Here is a 25,851-nt window from a genome sequence, read left to right on the forward strand (position 1 = left end):
TAAAGAGGTAGTTTATGCTTCCCGTGATCGCTCTTGTAGGGCGACCCAATGTGGGCAAATCCACATTATTTAACCGTTTAACACGTACTCGTGATGCACTCGTTGCCGACTTTCCTGGCTTAACGCGTGATAGAAAATATGGCCAAGCAAATTACGATGGCTTTGAATTTATCGTGGTAGATACGGGCGGTATTGATGGTTCAGAAGAAGGTATCGAAACCGAAATGGCTGATCAGTCATTACTAGCCATTGAAGAAGCGGATATTGTTTTATTTTTAGTTGATGCTCGCGTGGGTATGACAGTGGCTGATCAAGCTATTGCTAACCACTTACGTAAGCAAGAGAAAAAATGTTTTGTTGTTGCCAATAAAACAGACGGCATTGATGCCGACTCAAACTGTGCTGAATTTTATCAACTTTCACTTGGTGAAGTTCATCATATCGCTGCCGCACATGGCCGTGGTATTACTTTACTGCTTGAGCAAACTCTTCAGCCTGTTATTGCTGAACTTGCCGCTCTTGATGAAGATGTAGCCGATGACGATGAAGAACTTATCGACTTATATCAAGAAGATGACACCGATCACCAAGCGTTTGCCGACAAGCCGGTAAAGCTGGCAATTATTGGTCGTCCAAATGTAGGTAAGTCAACCCTTACTAACCGTATACTAGGTGAAGACCGTGTTATTGTATACGATATGCCAGGTACAACCCGCGACTCAATTTACATTCCGATGACCCGTAACGATAAAGAATATATTCTTATCGATACCGCTGGTGTGCGTAAACGTAAAAAAGTAAGTGACGTGGTTGAGAAATTCTCAGTCATTAAAACGCTACAAGCAATCGAAGATTGTAACGTCGTGTTATTAGTGGTTGATGCCCGCGATGGTATTTCTGATCAAGACTTAAGCCTGTTAGGTTTTGCGCTTAACTCAGGGCGCTCATTAGTTATTGCCGTGAATAAGTGGGATGGTCTAGATAACTACGTTAAAGACCGTATTAAGACTGAGCTTGATCGTCGTTTAGGCTTTATTGATTTTGCCCGCCTACACTTTATCTCTGCTCTGCATGGTACTGGTGTTGGTCATTTATTTGAATCAGTTGACGAAGCGTATGAGTCGGCAACTAAGCGGATTAGTACTGCTATGTTGCGTCGTATTATGGACATGGCACAGGCCGACCATCAGCCACCACTTGTTCGTGGACGTCGTGTTAAGCTTAAGTATGCGCATGCTGGGGGCTACAATCCGCCACGTATCGTTATTCATGGTAACCAAGTACATGACTTACCTGATAGCTACAAACGCTACCTCATGAACTACTATCGTAAAGCACTAAAAATTATGGGTACGCCAATCAAAATTGAATTTAGAGAAGGCGATAACCCATTTGCAGGGCGCACTAATAAAGTAACCCTGTCGCAAAAACGTAAAATTCGCGCGTTTAGTAAAGAAAACCGCAATAAGTCATAACGATTTTGATTAAGTCAGTTTAATAAAACGGTGTACTTTATAGTACGCCGTTTTTTATGATTCAAAATTAAGTAATGCCAATTGCACCAGCCGTTCAACTGTGGTGCCTTGAAGGTTTTTAGGCGCTTTAGGATAATATTTCGATTTTGGCGTTTTAATAGTTATAAACCCATGATTGGTGGCCATTTCGTGGGCTAGCAGTTTTCGTTCTTTGGGTGTTAAATGGTTTTCATGTATTTTGCTTAATTCGCCACTATCAAGCCATATTCCCGCACAGCTAGGGCACTCATCTATTTCAACTGCTTTTAGCGGTGAAAAATACCTACGCATCATCACTATGCTTGGGCATTTAGGGCAATTTACTCGCATTGCGACTTCCCCCTCACCTTCGGCATAATTACTTAAATACTTAAGTAAAACCTGACCATGTTTTAACTCTGGCGAGCTAAATTTAAAAATTTGGCTGTTATCGAAAAAAACGCCTCCTAACGACGATGTATAAACAGTGATACCGCCAACTAATATAGACTCCAATGGTGTATTCGTACGAGGGCACAACATTTTCAAAATCCTTTTTATTTTAATACCTAAAGTTAAATAGTTATTCTAACGCTTTGTGTATCAGGCCAATTAGTGGTGTGTGACCTGCCAATACAAACTCATGTGCATTATCTGACATTTTTTTCCAAGTACAGCGAGTAATCCCAATCCATTTTTCTTCATCATAATCGGATTTCGAACCTGCAAAGCTAAGCATGAAATGCTCAATAAATATTTGGGTGTTGGCTATTCGCCTTATCAGTTAGCAAAATACGTTATTAAATATCGCTACTCCAATATGTTTTATTTTAAACACCAGTAAAACAATAAGCTAGACTGCTGTTAAAAACCAACGCATTAATTGAGTGAACTTGTTATTATCGTAAAATAGGCACGCGCATGAATAACAATTAAAACTCTAAAAAGTGAAATTCAACATGTTTAAAAAAACAATTTTAGCTATTTGTTTAGCAGCCACCTCGCTGCCAAGCTTAGCCGACAGTAGCAGCGACTTAACAACCATTATTGATAACCATTGGGAAAATGCGAAAGCAGAAAAAATATTTTTTAGAACCGATCCAGACGGTTGGAAACCAAACGGCACATTGCCAAATTGGAGTGAGCAAGCCATTGCTAAGCGCCAAGCTTACAACAACAGCGTACTAAAAAGCTTAGCCAGCATTGACCCAAAAACACTCAATAGCGAGCAGCTAATGAACTACCGCTTATTTAAATATGAGCGAGAAACAGAGCAGCAAAGCTACCTTTATCAAGATAAGTATTTTCCGATTAATTTTTTAAGTGGCTGGCATACTTACTTTGCAGAAGCGCCAGCTAACATGGCCTTTTTAACTGCTGAGGATTACGATGCATTTTTAGTTAGCCTTAGTGACTACCCTCGTTTTAATCAGCAAAACATTAATTTAATGAAACAAGGCATTCAAACCGGTTTTACACATTACTGCGAAACGTTTAAAAATTATGGCCAAAGCATTAACGCTCATATAGTTAAACAACCTGAGAATAGCGCCTTATATGAGCCATTTACCCGCATCCCTAATACATTTACTGCAGCGCAAAAAGAAACTTACCAAAATAAAGCTAAAACAATAATTGCCTCAAAAGTTGTGCCTGCTTACGAGCACTTTTACGACTTTTTTGAAAACGAATATATGCCGCACTGTAGAACGCAGCCGGGTATTGCAAGCATCAAAGGTGGCCTTGATTATTACAAGTACACGGTTAATTACTACACCACCACTAATGCTACTCCTAAACAAATTCATCAACTTGGTCTAAAAGAAGTGGCGCGCATTAAAGCACAAATGCAAGCCATTATTGATAGCGTTGGTTTTGAAGGCAGCTACAGCGACTTTTTAAAATTTTTAGCAACCGATGAGCAATTTTACGCAAAAGACGCCCAAGACTTGCTAGAAAAAACCGCTTTTATAACGCAAAAAATGTATGGCAAACTCCCCACTTACTTTGGCCATTTACCGCGTAACACCTTTACTATAAAAGGCTCAGCGAGTCGTGGTGCGTTTTATATGCCACCGCCAGATAACCGCTCACCTGGCACTTACTTTTTAGCCTCAACACCTAAATTGCAGCCTTTATATAATTTAGAAGCACTTAGCCTGCACGAAGCTATTCCTGGGCATCATTTACAAAACGCCATTGCAATGGAGTTAGACGTTCCTGAATTTAGACGTACACTGAGTCACTCAGCATTTGGCGAGGGCTGGGCACTTTATACAGAGCGTTTAGGTAAAGAAGCGGGCTTTTACCAAAGTCCATACAGTGACTTTGGTCGTTTAGGCTACGAAATGTGGCGCGCAGTGCGCTTAGTGGTTGATACCGGCATTCATGCCTTTGGCTGGAGCCGCCAAAAGGCGATTGATTATTTGGCTGATCATACCGCCTTGCCACAAAGCGCCGTGGAGGATCAAATAGACCGCTATATTTCATGGCCAGGCCAAGCGCTTTCATACAAAATGGGCGAAATTAAAATACGCGAACTGCGTGCAAAAGCCGAAAAACAGCTAGGCGCTAAATTTGATATACGCAGCTTTCACGACACCGTTATTGGTCAAGGTTCACTTCCTATGGCGGTACTTGAAGATGTAATTAACGACTGGATAGCACAGCAAGAATTAGCTATCTAAGATACAACGGAAACAAATTGAGAGGCGGTATTATTATCGCCTCTTTTTAAAGCCCTATTAAACACCTCAAAACTAATCTCTGCTCGCTTTTGCTTCGTAAAATAAATGATTTTAAAAAACCAGAGCATAAGTATGAAAAAACGTATTCTGTATTGGCTGCAAAATGACTTGCGCATTGACGACAACCCCATACTCAATGATTTATCACAACAACAATGTGAGTTGGACCTGGTCTTTGTGATTAACCCTGCTTGGTTTAAAAGCAATAACTACCAACAAAAACCCTCTGGTGTCCACAAACAACGCTTTTTAATGCAAAGCCTATATGAGCTACAGGAGTCTGTTTTAGAGCTTGGCCAAACTTTACATATTATTGAAGGCGATCCAGTTGAGGTATTAACACAGCGTATTAATGAGCTTAGCATTGACGAAGTTGTATATAGCCAGCAAATAGGTGTATATGAGCAACGCCAAATTAGTGCTCTTAAGTCAAAATGCACGACTGTGGTATTTAAATCTGTGATGCAAGATACTTTATATCAACAACAGCAACTGCCCTTTGAACTAGCTAATTTACCAACCGGCTTTACACCTTTTAGAAAAAAGATCGAAGCGGCAGAAATTAGTTTAGCCACACATACATTTTCAGCGGCAAGATTGCCTCCACCTATTATACTTTGCGCAAAACAACCGATAGAAAAGCCAGCAACAGGGAATACACAATTACTTGGTGGGCATCAGGTTGCGCTTGAGCACTGCCAGCAGTACTTTTCATCGGCTTTACCGAGTAGCTATAAAATCACTCGCAATGAGCTGGATGGCTTTGATAACTCAACAAAATTTAGTAGTTGGCTGGCTTTTGGCTGTATTAGTGCCAAGCAAGTTTTTTGTGCTGTAGATGCTTATGAAACGCAGTATGGAGCAAACGAGTCAACTTACTGGATCAAGTTTGAATTGCTCTGGCGTGAGTATTTCAAGTGGCATGCGATTAATGTTAAGCATCAGTTATTTACCTTTAAAGGTAAGAAACAAAGCTCGCCACTCACCACGTTTAGCCCGAATCGCTTTGCTAAATGGTGCCAAGGCAGTACACCTTACCCGTTAGTTAATGCCATTATGAAAGAGCTAAACGCAACGGGCTTTATTAGCAATCGCTCAAGACAAATCGTTGCTAGCTGTTTAGTAAACGAACTACAACTAGACTGGCGTTATGGTGCGGCTTACTTTGAGCAACAGTTAATCGATTACGATATGGCGTCAAATTGGGGTAATTGGCAATATATTGCTGGAGTTGGTGTCGATCCGCGCGGCGGACGTCACTTTAATTTGCAAAAACAAACTCAGCAATATGATCCTCACGGTGTATACATTGCCAAGTGGCAAGGAAATGAGCATTGCGATGCACAATTAGATGACTTAGACGCCGCTGATTGGCCAGTGTAAAAATAAACCTCGAACATGATATTGGCTAGCTGACTCTCGTTATAAGCCTAAGGTTAAAGCTTGGGCGAGAGTGCCGCTGGGTTTTTCTACTACGCGGTTAACTTCAACCCCGTTATGCTTAACAATAAAAGTGGGGGTATATTGTAAGTCATGCGCCAGGGCAATACCTGCTTCATCACGTTTGTCATAACCGATTGTAACAAAAGTTATTTTCGAGAGTTTGACCTTCGATTCATCGAGTAACTTTATTAATCGAGGTACTTCACGGGCACTGTCATGACACCACGTACCTAAAAGCACTAACACCTCTTTACCTGCTAGTTTTTGCATCAATGCAACGTCTTGCGGTGTGGGCGGAAATGCTTGGTATTGTTTAGCAAATTTATCGTGCTCGCTTAATAAACGCTTAGCAGAAATAGCGTCCGAGTGTGGTTTGAGCGTTGCATTCACTGCCAGTGGTAAACTCAACATTAAAAGAAAAATTAATTGTTTAAACATAATCTTATACTTAAATAGTGTTTTAGTTACTATACCCACAATCGAGCTTAAGTAAATAAAAGTTACTTGCTTTTATCCATAAAATCATCCACTTGTGATAAAACGGCTAAGTACTCACGTTTGACTTCTTTGTTTTGTTCTAATTTATCTAAATCACCAATTAACGTCACTAATTGCGTATGTGAATAACTCGATGTTGTTCTAAACTCGTTCGACGCCCCCACACCACTGAGTCGTTTTCTTTCATCCATACGATGACTATCTTCATTTTTCTCGAGCCAAATATCGTTAATAAGACGAATATTACTCTCACTGGTGCTGGTTTCTTTCAATTCTTTTTTTAGCTCGTATTGAGATATTTCGGGATTAAACTGATACACTTTTTTATCTACATCCACCTCATGAGCCTGATCAAGGGCAACCAATTCGTTATTTTTTACAGCGGTACCAATAGTGTAATTTTCTTGTTTATCATAATAATCAGGAGGGATGTCAGAGCGGTTACCTTCTTCATAATTAAAACGCGTACTCGCCGTTTTATCTTGAGTAACCCCAGTTAACCCTGCTGATTTTTGGTGTTCTGTATTTTGACTCAGCTTTGTGGTACTTGTTGCTATGTAATCCCCCTGATCCATTGCAAAAGAGAATTTTGCATCAAAATCAGCTAACTTAGAAATACCATCACCTAAGGAATTTTTATTACTGCTACCTAGCCCTTGGTAGCGCGGATCTTTGGTGATCATGTTGTCAACTAAATTAGCGACAAGCTCGCGTCCATTAGTAAACTGCTTTGTAGCAACCGACTCAATTTCACTATAGCGCTCAGCAGCTGATGACATACTACTAAACGCACTTTTAAAAACAGCCAACCCTTGTTTCATCACTTCATCACTTTTGTGACCAAACGCAGAACGTGTACTTTTCTCAGAGCTATTGAGCTGGCTATCTTCTAAGCTTTTATCGAGCGCTTTTATGTATTGTTGCATTTGGCTTTTGTCTTGAGCCCCAATGGTTGACATATCAAGCGAAAAATCAATATTGTTTTGTCCGTTTACCGATTCAAACTCCAGTATTTGCTGCTCAGAATCCTCATCAAGGGTATAACTTAAATTAAGCTCATTATCTATTCCAAGGAGCGCTCCATCAGCATCGACAGTATTTCCCTCTGACGTTGAAAAGTACAAATCAAAACCCGAAAGTTCTTTATTATCAAAATTGCTCAGAAAACTTAAATCTAAATCAGCTTGGTTTGCGGGTACGTAACGACTGTAAGCGCTTTGTTTAGCCTTAAAAAATTCATCCGCCATTTCACCAACACCAGAAAGTACTTGCGTTAATGCTTGGTGTTCAGTCTCAGATAAGTCGCCATCTACTTCATAACTTATGCTAAATTCGTCAGTGGTTTCGCCTGTTTCCTCATCATAACCTTGCGCAGAATGAAAGGCGATATTGATAACATCACCTTCTTTGGTTTTTACCGAAAGCTCAAACCCATAGTTATCATCGTCTTCAAATCGCTCGCGATTAAAGCTTTCCATGAAAGGATTAAGTGAGCGTTCAACACGCTGTTGGCTAGATGCTAAAAATGTTTTTTGATTAAACCCCAGTTGCCCCAAGTTTGATAAAATATCGCTAGTGTTGGCATAAGCACCTTGGATATTTTTTACAGAAGAATTTAAGCGCTCAATTAACTGATCGCTACGTTCGTTTTTTAATAAGCCCTCTTGCTGAGAGCTTATTACCGTACGTAGTGCAACCTCTTCACTAGAGAGCTTATAATTTGAGCCACTGGGTGCGCTGGAAATCGTGAGTAACGAGGATAATTGCTGATTAAGTATTTCATCGACTTGTTGGTCACTAAACTGACTAAGCATTTCATCAGTGATTGTTGCCGAACTTGGCGCTAAGTGAGCACGCGATTGCAAACCTGTGAGCATACTGGTTTGGTTTGAATTATTGACCGATTGGGCAAGCAACGCATTTAAGTTAGCATAATTGCCTTGTAGTTTATTAACCATGATTATCCTTAATCTTCAGTACAATATAAGTACGGTATCGGCCAACGAATTAAAAGCTTTAATTATTTTTTTATTATTCAAATATAAAGTATTAACGCAAAAACATTTTTTAAAAGTAATTAGCAGGTTTTGGCAAGCAGCGACTTTAATATGTCTGGTACAAATTTTCGCTGCGCGGTAATGGCATAGAAGTGTTCGAAAGCATCGGGTAAACGCTGATATTCAACCAGTAGGCCTTGTTCAATTTCATCCTTTACTACAACTGATGGCAATACCGATAACGCACCACTATCACGGGCAAGTAATCGCAGCATAGCCATATCATCAGCCTCTGCTTTTATTTTTGGCTGATACTGCCAACGAGCACACAAAGCATTAAATGAGTCTCTAATAGCTGAGGTTTTAGCGGGTAACACCCACTGTGCATCCGTGTAACCTGCTGGAAATTGGCCACGTATTTTTTTATCAGCTGGACCCACTATGGCTAATGGCTGGCGAGATACCAACTGACTTTGCCAAAGCTGATCGTAGTGCTCAAGCCCGATGGGTTTATTAGTTAAAACTAAATCCAGTTCGTGTTCGGCCAAGCCATTTAACAGCCCATCCATACGCCCTGCAGTCAGCGAAAAGCGCACTTCGTCATTGCTCATTAAGGGATTTATAAACTCTTCGATAAAGTTACGCGAGAGCGTATTAAGCACCCCGATTGATAAATGCTGGGTTTGGGAAATCAGCCCTTTGTGAATAAAAGAAGACAGTTCTTCCCCTTTGGTGAATATATCGTTGGCGTACATTTGCACCCGCTTTCCCATATCGGTTAATGCGAGTGTGCGGCCTTTACGTTCAAATAACTCAATATTAATGGTGTGTTCTAATTGTTTTATTTGCGTAGAGAGCGCTGACTGCGACAAATGCAGCTCTTTCGCCGCTTGGGTTAAGTTACCAATACGAGCAACCGACCAAAAATAATATAAATGATGATAATTTAAACGGCTCATTATTGTTCTCTTTTATAGAACGTTTACATGCATTATATCTATTTTTATTTAGTTATCTAGTTTGCCATACTTTGATCACTAAATAAGGAGCACTGAATGAGTGAGTATATTATTTCGTTGTTACTGCTAATAATGCCTTTGAGCACATTTATAGCAGCCTGGTTAATTGGCCAACAATCGCGCGCTTCAAATGGTCATGTGCTGTTTAAAGTAATGGTGTTTAATAGCATTGCATTTATAACAGCTATTACGCTTCATCAAATTTATGCTTTTGATTTACTCAGTTTCTTATCGCTGACCATGACCCGAATTATTATGCTGGGGCTTATATTATTTATCACGCTGATATTGATTCGCTTTTGTAAGCACTATATGCAAGGTGAGCCACGTGTAAACTACTTTTGGCGATGGCTATTACTTACCATCACTGCCGTATTAGTTGTGGTTATGAGCAACCACTTAGCGCTATTTTGGCTAGGCTGGGTGGCGATAAGTTTAGCACTACATAAACTATTAATGTTTTACCCTGAGCGCCCTCGAGCGGTGCTCGCCGCCCATAAAAAATTTATTGTGGCACGTGTTGCCGAATCCTTATTACTGATTGCATTTGGTATTTTGTGGTTCATTCACAATAGTCTGTACATAACTGATATAACCGCCTTTTATAACACCACCACGCTACCACTGTCTTTTGCAGAGCAAGTCGCTGCTTTTTTAATTGCCTTTGCGGCTTTAATAAAATGCGCTCAACTCCCAATACACGGCTGGCTAATTAAAGTGGTTGAAGTACCCACACCGGTGAGCGCTTTATTACATGCCGGAGTCATTAATTTAGGAGGCTTTTTATTAATTTTATTTGCGCCTTTGTTTATTCAAGCTAGCGCAGCACAATGGTTAATTTTAATTGTTGCTGGCTTAACTACAGTGATCAGCGCATTAATAATGACCACCCGAATAAGCGTTAAAGTTCGGCTTGCTTGGTCTACCAGTGCGCAAATGGGGTTGATGCTGGTAGAGTGTGCGCTGGGATTATTTGAACTGGCTCTGCTTCACCTTGTTACCCATTCGACTTATAAAGCTTTCGCATTTTTAAACTCAGGTAATGGCGTAAATGAAGATCTTATCCGCCGCCATATTCCAAAACAATCACCCACATGCTTTGCTTGGTTAACAGGTGCGTTAATTTCAATAATAATAGTTGGCGCAGCATGGGTTATTAGCTCTTATCAGGGAGCGGTAAGTATTTGGTTGCTTTTAGCCTCAGCATTAACCATTTTGCTTGCTAATCAGCATGGTACGGCTACGGCTAAAACACGCAGTAAAAAACTGTTAATTGCACTATTAGTGGTCTTTAGCTATGTGGCCGCTAAAAATATCTTTGCGTTTGCACTTCCCCTTGAGCAGTGGCGCGAACCTGCATTTAGCCTAGCCGACAGTTGGGTAATAGCTCTTATTTTAACCTTAATGATAGCAAGCTACTGTTTGCGCTATCAGTCTTGGCGACCTCAGGTTAAGTCATTATCCACTTTATTATTTGCAGGCTTGTATTTGGATGAGTGGTTTACACGATTAACACTAAAAATATGGCCGATAAATTTGCCTAATAATGGCCACACTGATTTAAAAAATCATGCCGCTGGGATCACTATTGAGGAATCAAAATGAGCACTCTAACGCCTTCAGATAATAGAGCACTCTCGCTAAGCGACAGTCAAAATAGCCTACTTAATAAAGTATGCGGTTACATAGCACCAAACTGGCCGTTAGATCAGATGATTGCAGTTAACCCATTTTGGGAAATGCGCCATATGCCAATTGAAGATGTAAGCGCACGACTGGATACCTTATGTAATGCCAACATGCTAATGCCTAAAGATTTTTATCTGCAAAAATATAACACCGGCATAATTACCGACAAACACTTAGCCGATGCCGCAACGCTACTTAATAGTGACTTTAATAAAGATCAACTATTACAATCGCTTAGAGTTGATGTGCCATTAGTAGACTGGCACAACATTGCTGATTTACTCGACCAACAACGTAATAAGCATAAAATGGCTTGGCATGATGAAATTACTCATCAGTTGAGTCAGTTTTGTGCTGCACATTATCAACAACTCGGCCCTATGCTGCATCGTAATGATACTCAAGCCCCATCTGAATTATATCGCCATTGGCTTACTGTTATTCAAGCTGATAAAGGCATTAGCATTGTTATGGATGAACGGCATTTAAATGGCTATTTTAAGCAATTACCCACATCCGCTGATGAACTAATTGCACTGACTCTTAAAACGCTTAACATAGATAATGACTCGTTAGAGTTATACGCGCACTCATTGCTCTTAGATATTAACGGTTGGGCATCGTGGCTTGCGTATTTACGTTTTCAAGGTCAGCTTTACGACACCCCAACAGATGAGATGAAGCAACTTCTAGCCATGCGCATGGCATGGGACTTAGTAATTTGGCAATACCTGACCGATCACGATAGTGCTACATTTAAACAACTGCAAAGCCAGTGGCAACAAGAAAAGGCGCTTGTTGTTGAGCGCTTACATGCACATAAATTAGCACAAAAGCCATTATGGGTGTGGGCAAAAGCAATGGAACTCAGCTTTCAATATCCGCTTAATGAGGCTCTGCAAACCGCGACAAAAGCCCCCGTGACAAACGCTCAATTACAAGCAGTGTTTTGTATTGATGTTCGCTCGGAAGTGATTCGCCGTGCGCTAGAGTCTCAAAGTCAACATATTGAAACGTTTGGCTTTGCCGGTTTTTTTGGTTTACCGCTGGAATATCAAGAGAATGGCAGTGCTATTACTCGCCCACAGCTCCCTGGGCTACTTAAACCGGCTATACATGCCACGCAAGCTCACAAAGACACGACACTTGAAGCATCACGCCAAAATAGTGCCACATGGCAAAGCTGGTCAAAATCGGCCCCTTCATCGTTTTCTATGGTTGAGTCAGCAGGTTGGCTATACGCATTTAAATTAATAAAAAATACCTTTTTATCTCAAGGCGATGCTAAAAAGTGCACTCCGACTGACTGGCAATTAACACAAAACCAGCAGCAACTGACCCTAAAAGACAAAACCGATTTAGCCCAAAAAGTGCTTACTACTTTAGGTATAAAAGCGTTGGCACCACAGGTAATGTTAGTGGGTCATGCTAGCCATACAACCAATAACTTACACAGCGCAGGCCTAGATTGCGGCGCCTGTGGCGGGCAAAGTGGTGAAGTAAATGTACGAGTGCTCGCAAGCCTACTTAACGATGTTCAAGTACGTCAAGCGCTTAAAACTCGGGGACTCACACTGTCAGAAAACACCCAGTTTATTGCAGCCATTCATAATACAACCACAGATGTGATAACCACCTATGATGCTCAATTGGATGATAATCTAAAAAAATGGCTCAGTGTGGCAACACAAACAGCTCAGCGCGAGCGCTTAGTTAATATAGAGCCAAAGCTGGTTGATAAATCAGCGGATGAAATTAATCACGCTTATCATCAACGCGCCCGCGATTGGTCGCAGGTGCGCCCTGAATGGGGGCTTGCAAATAATGCCGCCTTTATTGTCACGCCGCGCTCATGGACGCGAAGTATTAACTTACAGGGGCGCTGTTTTTTACACGATTATGATTGGGAAAGCGATGGCGACTTTGCGATATTAGAGCTTATTATGACTGCGCCTATGATAGTCACCCATTGGATCAATAGCCAATATAATGCCTCGGTTAACGATAATCACAAATACGGCAGTGGTAATAAAATACTTCACAATGCGGTGGGCGGTAATATTGGCTTATTTGAAGGTAACGGTGGCGACCTGCGCATAGGCTTAGCCATGCAATCGCTACACAATGGCGATAAATGGATGCACGAACCTATTCGCCTTAATGTATATATTGCTGCGCCACAATCAGCAATCGCAGCAATTTATAACAAGCATACGATGGTGAAGGAACTAATTGATAACCACTGGCTAACACTCATTCGTTGGGGCGATGACAACACCCTAGAGCGCTTTGAAAATGGGCACTTCACTACAATTCCCCCCTCTAAATAGCGAGCATGATCAATGTTAAATGCCGTCATAGCCACTAAACATAAAAAAGCACCTCTGATCGCCCCTGCATTAAAGCCACTTGGCTATAATGTGGTAACAACAAGTCTATTTGATACCGACACGCTAGGGATGTTTACTAATGAAGTGCAGCGTGATTGCAGCGCCCAAATAGCGGCATTAACAAAAGCTCAACGCGCATGTGAACTCACTGGCGAGCAATTTGGGCTTGGTAGTGAAGGCAGCTTTGGAGGTGGACCATACCCTGGGTTAATGAACTGGGACGAAGAAGTAATCTGTTTTTACGATAAACACACAGACATCGCTATTTATGGACATGCAGGCGGGCCTTTTTCACCCAGCAGCTTAACCATCAACAGCGAGACTAATGTTGAATCAATTATTGCTGCATGCCAGCGTTATAAAGAGCAACACTGGATACTTGATGACACTCAAACACTTTATAAAGGGCTAAGCTTTGAAGGCTTGGTTGCTTTATTTAAAGAGAAAGCGCCCAAAGCCGGCATAATCACGCCTGATTTAAGAGCTATGTATAGTGGGCAACGCCAAGCTATTATTTGTCTTGCTGCCGAGGACTTAGCAAGGCGGTTGGCATCAAAATGTCCACAATGCCAGCGTGCTAACTTTGTTGCCAAACAACTCACTAAAGGCTTGCTCTGTGAGCTGTGTAACATGCCCACACAACAAGTAAAATCAACAACCTCTTTGTGTGATTGCTGCGGCTACAACCATATTGAAGCGAATGAAAAACACGTGGCTGATGCAACATATTGCCAGTTTTGTAATCCTTAAGAGTTATTATGACATCATTACAACCCACTCAATTATTAAATACTGAAGAGCGTATTAACCAAGCCGTTGCATTATTAAAAGCCGGCGAATGCGTCGCTTTACCCACAGAAACTGTTTATGGTCTAGCTGCAGATGCGACTAACAGTGATGCCGTAGCAAAAATATTTATCGCGAAAGGACGCCCAACAAATCATCCGCTCATTGTGCATATTCCCAATCAGTCGCATGTGCACCACTGGGCAAAAAATGTAAATAAGGCGGCCATCACGCTTGCTGAAGCATTTTGGCCCGGCCCACTCACCCTAATTTTAAATGCTAAAGATGATTTAAACAGTCCGGTAACAGGCGGCTTGCCCACCATTGGGCTTCGCGTGCCTGCGCACCCTGAGTTTTTAGCGGTATTAAAGCAATTAAACACCGGTCTTGCAGCTCCCTCGGCTAATCGCTATAAGCAATTGAGCCCAATCAGTGCAGCTCATGTAATGCGCGATTTGAATGGTCGAATTAGTGCGGTATTACAAGGAGGTGAATGTAATGTAGGTATTGAATCGACCATTGTAGATGCAAGCTCACAGCAGTTACGCATATTACGCCCAGGACCAATTTCAGCAGCTGATATTTTGCAAAAAACTGGACTGCATGTCAGCACGCCACATTCACATAACGAAGTGGTACCGGGTAATGTAAAAGCGCATTATCAGCCTAATGCCCCTGCCATGTTGGCTAATACTGAAGATTTCGCTAAAATTTTGAGTGAAAACTCTCAGGGTAAAAGTCACTATTTAATCTATTCGACTCAAGTGCAACAGCAATTATTAGCGAACGACATTCCATCCGAACGTATTACTAAGCTAAGTAGTTGCCCTATTGAATACGCTAAAAATATGTATAAAGCACTGCATCTTATTGATGAGAAAACACCATTGAATATTTATATCGAAAAACCGCCAGTAGGCAGTGAGTGGGCTGCAGTGAATGACCGACTTAGTCGCGCGGCTACTAGTTAGCTTGCAGGTATTCAATTACAGAGGTCGCATTCACAGGTTTGTAAAAGTAATACCCCTGAAAACGTTTACAGCCAATATCCACTAACATATCAAATTGTGCCTGCTCTTCCACGCCTTCAGCGATAACACTTAAGTTATGGCTGTTGGCAATGGCGATAATACTTTGCACCATACTGTTAGACTTAGGGTCTATTAAAATATCATCTACAAAGCTTTTATCTATTTTCAGTTCATCTATGGGTAAGCGCCTTAATAAACTCAGTGATGAATAACCTGTACCAAAATCATCCATCGAGAAGCGTATCCCTCTAGATTTTAAGCTATTTATCGTATCAATCACATGCTCAAGGTTATCCATAAACAGTGACTCTGTAATTTCTAAGATTATACTTTGCGGGGCAACATTATGGGTTTCTATGCTTTGCAATAATGTTGTAATGAAAGCACTGCTTTGAAATTGCATCACTGAAATGTTGATTGCTAATTCAAGAGGGGTATCGCTGTGTTGTTGCATCTTTGCAAATTCACTAATAGAACTCGCTAAAACAAAGTCACCGATTTTAAATATTAAATCACTTTGTTCCGCAATAGCAATAAACTCGGCAGGCGATACCATACCTAACTCATCGTCTTTCCAGCGAACTAGCGCTTCCATCGCAAGAATTTTACCTTGCTCGTTAACCTGACATTGATAGGCCATAAATAATGTTTTTTCAGTTAAAGCAATAGCAAGTCGCTCTTCTATTTTTACACGCCGTAAATAAGCAATTTCAATATCTGATTGATAATAACACAGCCAGTTTCCTGTATCTTTTGCCCACTGATTCGCCAAATGTGCACAGCGTACTAGTTTAGCTTTTGTATTTCCATGATCCGGATAATTGGAAACTCCCACACAAATATTTATCGGTCGTTCATTATTATTTGTTTCATAATAACGCAATGCTAAGTTTAATTTACTTTCAAAAAAATGCGGTCTGTTTTCGCTCTCTTTAGAGGGAGAAATAATACAAAACTCATTACCACTGTTCCTAAACACCAGGAATGGCGCTTTAAATTTAGCCTCTAATGAGTGTGCAAACGCTTTGATAGCTTTATCACCGTACTCCATACCAAAACGGTTATTCATGTAACTTAAATTAGTAATATTAATAATCGCTAAACTAAATGGTGTATTTTTTTGAGCTTCAAAGTGCTCACGTAATGCTTTGCGATTAGGAAGCTTAGTTAGATCGTCATGCCGAGAGAGATAAAACAACTCCATAAGACGCTTTTGTTCTGCCTTATTGATAAGTCTAAATCCTAAAAACAAAACTATCGAAATAAGTAGATAAACCAAACAGTAAACAATTACTGTTTTATAAAACTGCTGCTTTATTGGTGCTATGGCAACTTGCGATAAAATCCATAGTTGGTAACGATTATCAAATTTTGCAGAGGTTATATATGCTTTGCCTTGAATATCAGTGTAAAAGCTAAACACCTCTTCAGAATATTTAAGTGCTTGCTTTGTTTTACCAAGCTGTTTTACTAATTCAGCATCTAACAAACCAAAAGATTGCTCAGCTTTTGTCTGTGTATAACTAGCAATATCTGCGTTTTTGTCTGAGCTATATTGAATGTAGCCATCTAACTCTCTAATAATTAGTAAATAATCATCTTGAGTGCTGCGTAAAATATTTAAATATTTTTCACCTTTTGAAATAGCCATTCCCGACGTCATTACTGCAATAACCTCTGCATTTTCGTCTCTTAGTGCTTTTCGAATAGGAATTATCCACTCTTGGAGTGTTTCATTAAAATAAGTTCTACCTAACATCATTTTGTTAGATTTTAAGGTATGAGCAAAGTTTTCTTGTGTTCTTTCGCTTTTTTTAAGATTTACAAAAGCTGAGGGGTCTAAATTTGAACTCAAGTAACGTATCTGACCTTGAGTGTCATATAACACAAACCCCGATGAAACGAGGTTTTTAAGCAAAATATTGTTAAGTACTTTAATTGTCGATATTTTTTTATTTGAATTGTTTTCTAAAAGAATATCTCGCCCAATCAAATCAAGCATGAGCTCTTTATTTCTTAACGAGCTGTTAAGCGACTGAGCAGAAAGCGCCACATTATTTTGAGAGTGAGTTCGATATTCTTTTTTTAAACTTTTCCACTCATAAACTAACAGTAAACTTAATAAAGTTAAGCCGCCAAAGAGTAAAAAACAAAAAAGTGTCCATAAATTTTTTTTTATCAGTGCCATCTAATTCTCATAACTCCACCACAACCACCTTGGTTATTTATTTGAACTCTTTGAATTTAGCTTATAACTTACTCAATCTTTTTCAAACTATTTTGTTGCAATAATAGAACAACAAGGCCTAAAAAGCACAAAATAAAAACCTATGGTTAACAACAAAAATAAATAAACTAGTACTTATGAATAGCATTAAGCTCGAGTTAATACAAAATAATTGAGTTTGTTTGCAGTATAGAGAGGTTTAAGTTAAACGATGATTTGAGTAACGTGATGTCACTCATCTCATCCCTTTACAAAGCGACAGTTATAGATCTTTTCTTAAATTTTAATATTGATTTAGTCATAATTTTGCAATAATCATCAGCGATAATAGCTGCATTATTAGTCAACAAAGCTTTATAAGACCCTCATGAGCGAATCTACGGTGCAATTAACCTTTGCACTACCGTCATTTGAAGATCCAATGTCTGCGGCATTAAGCCACAGCATGGAATTTGAAACGCTGTCATTGCATGCTAATAGCCAGCATCAAATTGCTTTGCAATGCGTTTTGCCTGAAGCGGCCCATGAAGGTGATATTATTTCGCTGAGCGCAACTTTACCAAATGCACGAGCAGCTCAGTACTACACAGAAAAAAAGCTCAATCAATTTGATTTAGAACAGGGACGGGTCACGCTTAGGTTGAACCAAATAGCGCATAGTCGTGGTTTTGTAATGCAAATGATTTTGCACGGTAAACACGGCACGTTAAAGAATAGTTTGCAGTTCGATATGCATATTAACCAATTTGGTAGTGGATATACTATACCAGTAACTTCGATTACCCCACCAAAGCCGCACCGCGTTCGTCAGTACCTCGCCAGTATGGGAACAGCTTTAATCTCACTTTTTTAGCTCTTGTTATAAATTTTACCATTAAGCTTTAATTAGTTAATCAGCAAAGCTCACTTTACCCATAGTAATATCTAAAATTCCACCTCTTTTATTTTTAGCACTTTGTCGCTGCCCTGCTAAACATTCGTTTGCCAAAATAGCAAACAGCACCGCCTCTTTGGCATCAGGGTGAACACCCAAATCATCAGTATTCTTAAACGCCTTAATATTTGGGCAGTGTATTAGTAATTGCTCCATCAATAATGGATTATGAATACCTCCACCACTGGCATATACCACACAGTTTTGAACCCCTTTAGCACAGTCATTTAACGCCCTAGCAATTGTAGTCGCAGAAAGCGCATTTAAAGTCGCCAACACATCTTCATGGCTTAAATCTTGGGTTGCGGTTTGGGCTTGGGCTGCGCGTAATAAGGCTAAATTAAACACCTCTGGCCCTGTTGTTTTTGGTAGTGGTAATTTAAAAAACGCGTTATCACTGAGTGCTTTAAGCAGCTTTACATTCACCTTGCCTGCTTTGGCAAGCTTTGCGCCCTCATCATAATGCATTCCTTTAAAGTAATACTGTACGTAGGCATCCATAATGGTGTTACCTGGGCCTATGTCACTACTAAACACGCTACTAGCATCACCGCTTTTAGGTAAAAACGTTAAATTAGCAATGCCACCCATGTTTAATAAAATGCGGTTTTCATCAGGGCTGGCAAAAAATAAATAATCGCCATACACAGCTAACGGCGCACCTTCTCCACCAGCGGCAATATGCTTTTGCCTAAAATCGCCAACAGTGGTAATGCCTGTAGTAACGGCTATTTGGTCACTATCACCTATTTGTAAGGTGCCATGCTTAAAGTCATGATGGTTATGCTGCGACTGCGGACAGTGATAAATAGTTTGCCCGTGGCTTGCTATGGCATCAATACTCGCAGGATCAATACCCCATGCAATTAAACACTGATTAACCATAGCACCATGGAGTTTCCCCACCCAAGGATGTAATAAAGTCAGCACTTCTAAATCGCATTCGCGCTTAGCAAATACCTGCTTTATTTTAGTTTTATATTCGTCGTTATACTCAACCGTAGTAAAATTTAACACCTCTATTTGTGTATGCAAACCTGAACCGGTTATTTTACATAGCGCTACATCTAAACCATCCAAAGAGGTGCCACTCATTAATCCAATAATTAAACGGCTGGGCTTTTTAGCGCTATTATAAAGGGCTTCGATATGAGGATGCATAGAGACTCTGTCTGGGTGTTTTTTTACATTTTAAAAGAGTTTTAAGCAAAGTTATACCTGTATACACTTTAATTTTAATGAATTGTTTTTCATTGTTTAAGCGTTTAAAGCTTGCTAAGTTATTGGCTGATAATAACAAACTCATTTGTAGCATGATCACTTTACGAGCATTTAAACAACACGATACCTGCCAAATAGTCACCATTTTGAACGATCAACAAGTAGCTCGCTATTTGTCCTCTAAAATTCCATTTCCTTATACTCAAGCAGATGCAAACTGGTGGGTAAACGAAGGAGCAAAATGTGGCATCATTAAAGCTATTGAAGTTGATGGCCTATGTGTTGGTTGTATTGGTGTTATCCCTGGTGAGTTTGAGTATAGCCGCAGTGGCGAAATAGGTTATTGGCTTAGTCAGCAATATTGGGGGCAAGGTATTATTACCCAAGCCATAGAGTTGATTACTAAAGAAGTGTTTGAAAGTACTAACTTAAACCGTATTCATGCGGCTGTATTTGCTGGTAATGTTGGCTCAATGAGCGCGTTGCTTAAAAATGGCTTTAATAACGAAGCTATTTTAAAGAAAGCAATTTATAAAAATGGTCACTATTTAGATAGCCATGTATTTAGTGTGCTAAAACAGAGTAATTGTTCTAATTAAATTCTTTCGACGGTTGAATTAACCACCTCTCGCCCAAAGCTCGTGTATCAAGGTACAAATCTTTTCTACCTATCCGCGCATTATTGTTGAGCAATGTATAGTTTTAAAGCTTAAACATTCGGTATATAGGTCGTTTTTTCACTCTATCATGGAGATTTTTATGTCCACAACCAGTCGTCAATTTACTTTAGCATCACGCCCACATGGCGCACCTACTAATGAAAACTTTGAACTTAAAAACGTAGAGTTACCATCATTAAAAGATGGTGAAGTATTGCTGCGTACTATTTATTTATCACTAGACCCTTATATGCGTGGCCGCATGAGCGATGCTAAATCGTATGCCGACCCTGTAGAAATTGGTGATGTAATGGTTGGTGCAACGGTTTGCCAAGTCGAATCATCTAAAAATGATACGTTTAGCGAAGGCGAATGGGTATTAGCATATACAGGCTGGCAAACTTACGCTATCTCAAATGGCGAGGGCTTAATGTCATTAGGTAAAGAGCCAACTAATCCGTCTTACGCACTTGGTATTATGGGTATGCCTGGCTTTACCGCCTACATGGGATTACTAGATATTGGCGCACCTAAAGCGGGTGAAACCGTTGTTGTTGCAGCAGCTACAGGCCCAGTAGGCGCAACGGTTGGTCAAGTAGCTAAAATTAAAGGCTGTAAAGTAGTAGGAGTTGCCGGAGGCAGCGAAAAATGTGCTCATGCTGTTGAAAATCTAGGCTTTGATGCCTGTATTGACCATAAAGCGGATGACTTTGCCGAGCAGTTAGAAAAAGCATGTGAGCAAGGCATTGATGTTTATTATGAAAATGTGGGCGGAAAAGTGTTTGATGCCGTATTACCTTTGCTTAATACCTCAGCACGCGTGCCTATCTGTGGTTTGGTATCGCAATATAATGCCACCAGCTTGCCTGAAGGCCCAGATAGATTAGGTATGCTAATGGGACAATTGTTAACTAAGCGTATTAAAATGCAGGGCTTTATAATTTTTGATGACTATGGCGATCGTTATGACGAATTTGCACAAGACATGCAAACGTGGCTACAAGACGGAAAAGTTCAATACCGCGAACATCTTGTAGATGGTTTCGAAAAAACCATCAGCGCATTTAACGACATGATCAGCGGGAAGAACTTTGGTAAAACCGTAGTAAAGATTAACAGCCCACTATAATAACATTCAGGCTGTGTTGTAATTCAACACAGCTCAATAAGGAAGAAAATGATTAAACTACACCACTTAAACAAGTCTCGTTCTAAACGTATTATTTGGTTATTAGAAGAGCTTGAGGTTGATTACGAAATTGTTGCTTATCAGCGCAATACTGAAACTTTTTTAGCCCCTGATGAGCTTAAAAATGTGCATCCGCTGGGCAAATCGCCAGTTATAGAAGATGATGGCTTAGTGATCGCCGAGTCTGGCGCTATCACAGATTACCTGATCACTAAATATGGCAAAGGTAAGTTTGCACCAGTCACAGGTACTGCAGAATTTGTAGACTATCAACAATGGCTTCACTTTGCAGAAAGCTCTGCAATTTTACCATTATTGCTAAAAATGTTTGTCCAGAAAGATGGTGCTAAAACGCAATTTTTAGAGGGCTATGCCGATGCTGAAACCGCTAAAGTAATTAGCTACTTTAACAGCCGCCTTGAAGGCAAACGTTATTTAGTGGGCGATACTCTCACTGGTGCCGATTTTATGATGTCGTTTATTGTTGAAATCGTTAAAAACGCTGGCCAACTAGGGCACTTTAAAAACCTAGTTAAATACGATGAGCAATTACAATCTCACGAAAAGTTTCATACTGCCAACGAGCTTGAAGCTAAATACGATTAATTTTATGCTCGCTTTGATTGTGGCTAACGCAATCAGAGCGACAATCTCGTTACTCAGGCCTGTCTAAATAAATTTGTTTAAACGCATTAAAATTCAATTCAAATAATTCAACCAACGTCGGATCGAAATGATTACCTGCGCCTTTAATTATTTCCGCCTTTGCTTCATCCATGCTCCAAGGCTCTTTATAACAACGACGACAACATAACGCATCAAATACATCAGCAATCGCAGTAATTCGCCCCTCTAAACTGATCTCTTGCTGTTTTTTTGCGTGTGGATAACCAGCTCCATCCCAACGTTCGTGATGATCAATTGCAATGTTAGCAGCCATATCAATTACAGGGTTAGCTGTTCCTTTGAGGATTTCCCAGCCTTTGGTGGTGTGCTGTTTCATAATTTCCCATTCATCAGCATCCAATTTAGCTGGCTTATTTAAAATTAAATCTGGAACTCCCACCTTTCCTACATCGTGTAACTGTGCTGCTAAACTAATTTTATCGCAGTATGATTGATTTTGATTATTTAGCTGCGCTAATAGTTTTGCATATAAACCAACCCTGATTACATGTGAGCCTGTTTCTTTGGAGCGTGACTCCATCGCTCCTCCCATCAGTGAAATAGCCAGTTGCTGGGTTTCTTCAATTGAATTAGCTAATAAGAGGCTTTCAAAGGTCAGTACTACATTACCCAAAAATAAATCTACTAGCTGTTGAGCTTCTTTTTTTACCGGCTGCAGCGACTGAAACGCTAAGATGGAATCTAAACCTTTTTGCGAATGATGAAAATAAACATAATGATCTTCTGCTATAAAATTCTGCTTAGTTTGCTTTGCCCTTAAAAAATACTCTTGATGTTTTTGTGGAATACTGTCAATTCCATTGCCCGTGAATAAATGTATGCCAGAAAGCTCTCCCTCAATCATCTGCAGCTTTTCATCTAACTGACAAATACCAAAGACCTTAGGCGCATCAATATACAAATTGGCGGAGCTCATATTCAGTACTAGTTTTAGCTCTTCCATTACAACAGAGGTAAACTCAACCAAGTCACCAATTTGGGTAATAGTAGAAATTGCTATTATTAGCCTTTTTAAGTTGTGCCGATGGTTTTGTAGTATACAAATATCGCGATAGGCGCGCAAAGAGGTATAAAAAATCAATTCAAGATCTTGGCTTTGCAGTTGGCTCTTCGCTTTATAACCATCAATATCATAATCGCGAATAACACTGCGCTCTGGCGCAACCCCTGGCTGACCTGTGCGTAAAATAATTCGGCTATATACATTTTGTAAGTCTTGGCGAACAAATCGTGCAAAATCTAATCCTGCATGCTCAGTTTCCATTACTACATCTAATAAAATTAATGCATAGCGCTCTGAGCTTTGTAGTTTCTCTCTGGCCTCTGCCGCACTGTAGACACTATGTAATTCAATAGGTCGTTGCTCAAATTCAAAGCGCTTCATTGCAAGTTGAGTTACTTGATGTACAGATTCATCATCATCAACCACTAAGATTTTCCATGGTTCAACATGCTTGCTGTCGACCGCTTGTTTTACAACTTCATCATCTTGTAACCAATCCATAAACACACTCTACTAGTTATTAATTCGGTAGCGTTAAGGGGAATTGAATAAAAAAATAAACTCCCGTTGATTGTTTTTCCTTTATAAAAATTTGCCCCTTTAGCCGATGTACAACAAGGTTGTAGACAATGTTCATTCCTAAACCACTGCCACCACCTGCTCTATTTGTGGTGTAAAAAGGATCAAATACTTTTTTCTCTGCCTCTTCAGTCATGCCTCTTCCGTTATCTTGATAATGAATGAAAACAGAATCTGAGTAGTCTATATGAACACTTATTTGCCCTTTTTGGCTGCCATTTTTAAAACCATGAATAATTGAATTCATTACTAAATTAGTGAAGATTTGTGCTAAAGCACCAGGATCAGAATACACTTCAGGCTCAGGCTCTTTCGCACTAATAGTAATGTCAACGGGTGTTGCTTTGAGGGTATGGTAAAGGCTTTTTTGCACCTCATTTAAATAACTACTTATATATAAATTACGTAATTCTTCGGTTGTTTGATCAACCGCAACACGTTTAAAACTGCTTATTAAACCTGCGGCGCGCTGCATATTTTTTAGTAAAATGTCACAACTTAAATCAACTTCACTAATAAACTCACTAAACTGCGTTTTACTCAAGGAGCCAGAAGCCACCTTGTTTTTAGTTTCAATCAGCATCTCTCTTAAATGCGACGTCGCAGTTACGCAAACACCTAACGGCGTATTCACCTCATGGGCTACACCACTAACTAAACTTCCAAGTGACGACATTTTTTCTGCTTCAACAAGCTCTTGCTGAGTGCGACGAAGCTCTATGGTTTGCTCAACTAGAGCCTGCTCTGCCTCGTGGCGTTTACTCGACATTAAATTAATAGAATCACTTAAACGATCATAAGGACCGCGCTTTGAAACTGTTTTAGAAAAATCACCTGCTGCAATCGCAGAGCAAACCTGATCAATATCTTTACTGGCTTTAATTAAACGCTCAAAACTTCTAAACATAGTGCCAAGCTCATCATTTTGAGTCATATATTTTTGAACATGAATGGATAAATCGCCATTAGCTAACTGTTCAACAGATTTAATAGCAATATTAATACGCTTAGTTGTTCGGTTAATAAAATACCAAAAGAGTAAAAAAATCAGTAATACACTTGCAAAAGCCGCTGCCAGTAATGGTTTAAATTGCGCTTGAATAGGCCCAATAATATCGGCTTCAGAGCGGCGCACTATCACTGTCCAATTACCAGTGGCAACCTTGGCTTTATCAAAATAGAAGACCCCGGAATCAAAAGGATCGTTCGCAGATAGTATCTCTCTTTCTTGCCCCTGTAACTTTAGCTGTTTGGCTATACTTGCGTAATCTGTATCTAAAATGGCCTTCGTTTTTAATCCTGAATGATTTAATGTCGTTGCAATCACGTTGTCGCGCTGACTGAGTAACAAAACATCTATTTTTAATTGCTGCTTTATGGTTTGCAAGAATTCAGTGATGTCAGCGAGCGCTCTATCTACGCTTGCCATACCGACAAATTTATCATTAATGATAATGGGCGAACTTTGTTCAACCAGCATTCTTCCCTCGTAAACATAGGGCTCAGTGATCATCGTCTCTGTATTGCCATCACGTAAAAACTGTTGGCGTACTCCCTCATAATAAAGACTAGATTCCATGTCCACCAAGGGCTCAAGTAACAAGCGTTCAGAATCATTAAAGTCACGGTGCCAATAAGGTAAAAAACGACCGGTTTGATTTACATAAACGCCTTCTTTTAATGACGGAGCATTAATATAGGCTTGATCTTGATTATCGGCATTAGGCTCATAACCAAAAGAAGCCCCCACGAATGAAGGATTCATTTTAAGCACTGCACGAACAAAATTAATACTTGCCTCTCTATCACCAAACAACCCATTTTGCTGTGCTAAGGCCATAATTTCGGTAGTGCGTACTGCCAATTGCGTCTCTTCATTTACTTTTGCAGAAATAGTATCGGCGGTCTGACTCAAGTTAAGCTTTGCTTGCATAACAGCCTGATTAAGGCTGGTTGAATACCAGTAACTCAAAATACCCGCGATGATGAGCATAACGGGCAATGCCAAATACAGCAGCATTTTTCCTTGCAAAGAATGTATGAGTGTTAGTCGCATAATTTTAGGCTTAAACAAGCAAGTCAATGTCCTGAGGATTTGAAGTAGTAAGCTTAAAAATTAGACTATAAAAACTTTCTAGGCAAATGAATTGTGTAGAAATAAATGTGAAAGCAGGGTATTAAAATACCAGCTGCCTAGTAGATAAGATTGTTAAATAGGGTATGGTTTAAAGACAAAAACACTCTGCAAAACTTTTATTT

At 39.9% G+C, this 25,851-nt stretch carries 19 protein-coding genes and 1 pseudogene; 11 read left to right on the top strand and 9 right to left on the bottom strand.

Annotated features, from left to right (window positions below):
• Positions 1-14: 14 nt before the first annotated feature.
• A complete protein-coding gene (gene der, locus ACNSN3_RS16820; protein WP_418609757.1) occupies positions 15-1,475 on the top strand; it encodes a ribosome biogenesis GTPase Der in 1,461 nt (486 codons plus the stop codon).
• 54 nt (positions 1,476-1,529) lie between these two features.
• On the opposite strand, the gene ACNSN3_RS16825 is transcribed toward der, so the two are convergent.
• Both ACNSN3_RS16825 and ACNSN3_RS16830 read right to left on the bottom strand, forming a co-directional pair.
• Positions 1,530-2,036 (bottom strand): zf-TFIIB domain-containing protein, encoded by a 507-nt coding sequence (locus ACNSN3_RS16825; protein ID WP_010389445.1) that lies wholly within the window; start codon positions 2,034-2,036, stop codon positions 1,530-1,532.
• Between the two features lie 40 nt (positions 2,037-2,076).
• Positions 2,077-2,250: pseudogene (locus tag ACNSN3_RS16830) on the bottom strand (DUF4202 domain-containing protein); the annotation flags it as partial.
• A gap of 202 nt (positions 2,251-2,452) precedes the next feature.
• Here ACNSN3_RS16830 and ACNSN3_RS16835 point away from each other — a divergent pair.
• Both ACNSN3_RS16835 and ACNSN3_RS16840 read left to right on the top strand, forming a co-directional pair.
• Positions 2,453-4,180 carry a DUF885 domain-containing protein gene (locus tag ACNSN3_RS16835; RefSeq protein WP_418609759.1) on the top strand — a complete coding sequence of 576 codons (1,728 nt, stop codon included), beginning with the start codon at positions 2,453-2,455 and terminating at the stop codon, positions 4,178-4,180.
• A 132-nt stretch (positions 4,181-4,312) separates the two neighbouring features.
• Positions 4,313-5,623, top strand: a complete 1,311-nt coding sequence (locus ACNSN3_RS16840; RefSeq protein WP_418609761.1) for a DASH family cryptochrome — start codon at positions 4,313-4,315, stop codon at positions 5,621-5,623.
• A 39-nt stretch (positions 5,624-5,662) separates the two neighbouring features.
• Here ACNSN3_RS16840 and ACNSN3_RS16845 read toward each other — a convergent pair whose 3' ends face one another.
• From ACNSN3_RS16845 to ACNSN3_RS16855, 3 genes are all read right to left on the bottom strand, one after another.
• Positions 5,663-6,121: a TlpA family protein disulfide reductase gene (locus ACNSN3_RS16845; RefSeq protein ID WP_418609763.1), complete on the bottom strand. Its 459-nt coding sequence runs from the start codon at positions 6,119-6,121 to the stop codon at positions 5,663-5,665.
• A 62-nt stretch (positions 6,122-6,183) separates the two neighbouring features.
• Complete coding sequence (locus tag ACNSN3_RS16850; RefSeq protein ID WP_418609765.1) at positions 6,184-8,139, bottom strand: hypothetical protein; 1,956 nt, start codon at positions 8,137-8,139, stop codon at positions 6,184-6,186.
• Positions 8,140-8,258: 119 nt separating this feature from the next.
• The gene (locus ACNSN3_RS16855) at positions 8,259-9,137 is read right to left on the bottom strand and encodes a LysR family transcriptional regulator (protein ID WP_418609768.1); all 879 of its coding nucleotides are present in this window, start codon (positions 9,135-9,137) and stop codon (positions 8,259-8,261) included.
• 96 nt (positions 9,138-9,233) lie between these two features.
• On the opposite strand from ACNSN3_RS16855, the gene ACNSN3_RS16860 reads away from it, so the two are divergent.
• From ACNSN3_RS16860 to ACNSN3_RS16875, 4 genes are read left to right on the top strand one after another with little or no spacing between them, the layout of a single operon-like run.
• Positions 9,234-10,802 (top strand): NADH-quinone oxidoreductase subunit L, encoded by a 1,569-nt coding sequence (locus tag ACNSN3_RS16860; protein ID WP_248527137.1) that lies wholly within the window; start codon positions 9,234-9,236, stop codon positions 10,800-10,802.
• Positions 10,799-13,216: a YbcC family protein gene (locus tag ACNSN3_RS16865; protein ID WP_418609770.1), complete on the top strand. Its 2,418-nt coding sequence runs from the start codon at positions 10,799-10,801 to the stop codon at positions 13,214-13,216. Before ACNSN3_RS16860 ends, ACNSN3_RS16865 begins: the two co-directional genes overlap by 4 nt.
• Positions 13,217-13,228: 12 nt before the next feature.
• Positions 13,229-14,026, top strand: a complete 798-nt coding sequence (locus ACNSN3_RS16870) for a DUF6671 family protein (protein ID WP_418609772.1) — start codon at positions 13,229-13,231, stop codon at positions 14,024-14,026.
• Positions 14,027-14,034: 8 nt separating this feature from the next.
• Entirely contained in the window at positions 14,035-15,033 is a 999-nt protein-coding gene (locus tag ACNSN3_RS16875; RefSeq protein ID WP_418609773.1) for an L-threonylcarbamoyladenylate synthase, read from the top strand.
• Here ACNSN3_RS16875 and ACNSN3_RS16880 read toward each other — a convergent pair.
• Positions 15,026-17,281 (bottom strand): EAL domain-containing protein, encoded by a 2,256-nt coding sequence (locus ACNSN3_RS16880; RefSeq protein WP_418609775.1) that lies wholly within the window; start codon positions 17,279-17,281, stop codon positions 15,026-15,028. The genes ACNSN3_RS16875 and ACNSN3_RS16880 overlap by 8 nt on opposite strands.
• Positions 17,282-17,687: 406 nt before the next feature.
• Between ACNSN3_RS16880 and ACNSN3_RS16885 the strand changes: the two genes are divergently transcribed.
• Positions 17,688-18,173, top strand: a complete 486-nt coding sequence (locus ACNSN3_RS16885) for a hypothetical protein (RefSeq protein WP_109875084.1) — start codon at positions 17,688-17,690, stop codon at positions 18,171-18,173.
• Between the two features lie 36 nt (positions 18,174-18,209).
• Here the strand turns inward: ACNSN3_RS16885 and ACNSN3_RS16890 are convergent, their stop codons facing one another.
• Entirely contained in the window at positions 18,210-19,415 is a 1,206-nt protein-coding gene (locus tag ACNSN3_RS16890) for an anhydro-N-acetylmuramic acid kinase (RefSeq protein WP_418609778.1), read from the bottom strand.
• Positions 19,416-19,567: 152 nt separating this feature from the next.
• Between ACNSN3_RS16890 and ACNSN3_RS16895 the strand changes: the two genes are divergently transcribed.
• The 3 genes from ACNSN3_RS16895 to ACNSN3_RS16905 all read left to right on the top strand — a co-directional run bounded on the left by ACNSN3_RS16895 (position 19,568) and on the right by ACNSN3_RS16905 (position 21,929).
• A complete protein-coding gene (locus ACNSN3_RS16895) occupies positions 19,568-20,074 on the top strand; it encodes a GNAT family N-acetyltransferase (RefSeq protein WP_055011550.1) in 507 nt (168 codons plus the stop codon).
• Between the two features lie 160 nt (positions 20,075-20,234).
• Positions 20,235-21,263 carry an NADP-dependent oxidoreductase gene (locus ACNSN3_RS16900; RefSeq protein WP_418609780.1) on the top strand — a complete coding sequence of 343 codons (1,029 nt, stop codon included), beginning with the start codon at positions 20,235-20,237 and terminating at the stop codon, positions 21,261-21,263.
• A gap of 48 nt (positions 21,264-21,311) precedes the next feature.
• Positions 21,312-21,929 (top strand): glutathione S-transferase family protein, encoded by a 618-nt coding sequence (locus ACNSN3_RS16905; protein ID WP_138569830.1) that lies wholly within the window; start codon positions 21,312-21,314, stop codon positions 21,927-21,929.
• Positions 21,930-21,978: 49 nt separating this feature from the next.
• Here ACNSN3_RS16905 and ACNSN3_RS16910 read toward each other — a convergent pair whose 3' ends face one another.
• Both ACNSN3_RS16910 and ACNSN3_RS16915 read right to left on the bottom strand, forming a co-directional pair.
• Positions 21,979-23,514: an HD domain-containing phosphohydrolase gene (locus tag ACNSN3_RS16910; protein ID WP_418609782.1), complete on the bottom strand. Its 1,536-nt coding sequence runs from the start codon at positions 23,512-23,514 to the stop codon at positions 21,979-21,981.
• A 19-nt stretch (positions 23,515-23,533) separates the two neighbouring features.
• Positions 23,534-25,648 (bottom strand): ATP-binding protein, encoded by a 2,115-nt coding sequence (locus tag ACNSN3_RS16915; RefSeq protein ID WP_418609784.1) that lies wholly within the window; start codon positions 25,646-25,648, stop codon positions 23,534-23,536.
• Between the last annotated feature and the right edge of the window lie 203 nt (positions 25,649-25,851).

Source organism: Pseudoalteromonas sp. US3C1004 (assembly GCF_048401065.1).
GTDB classification, from domain to species: Bacteria; Pseudomonadota; Gammaproteobacteria; order Enterobacterales; family Alteromonadaceae; genus Pseudoalteromonas; species Pseudoalteromonas undina.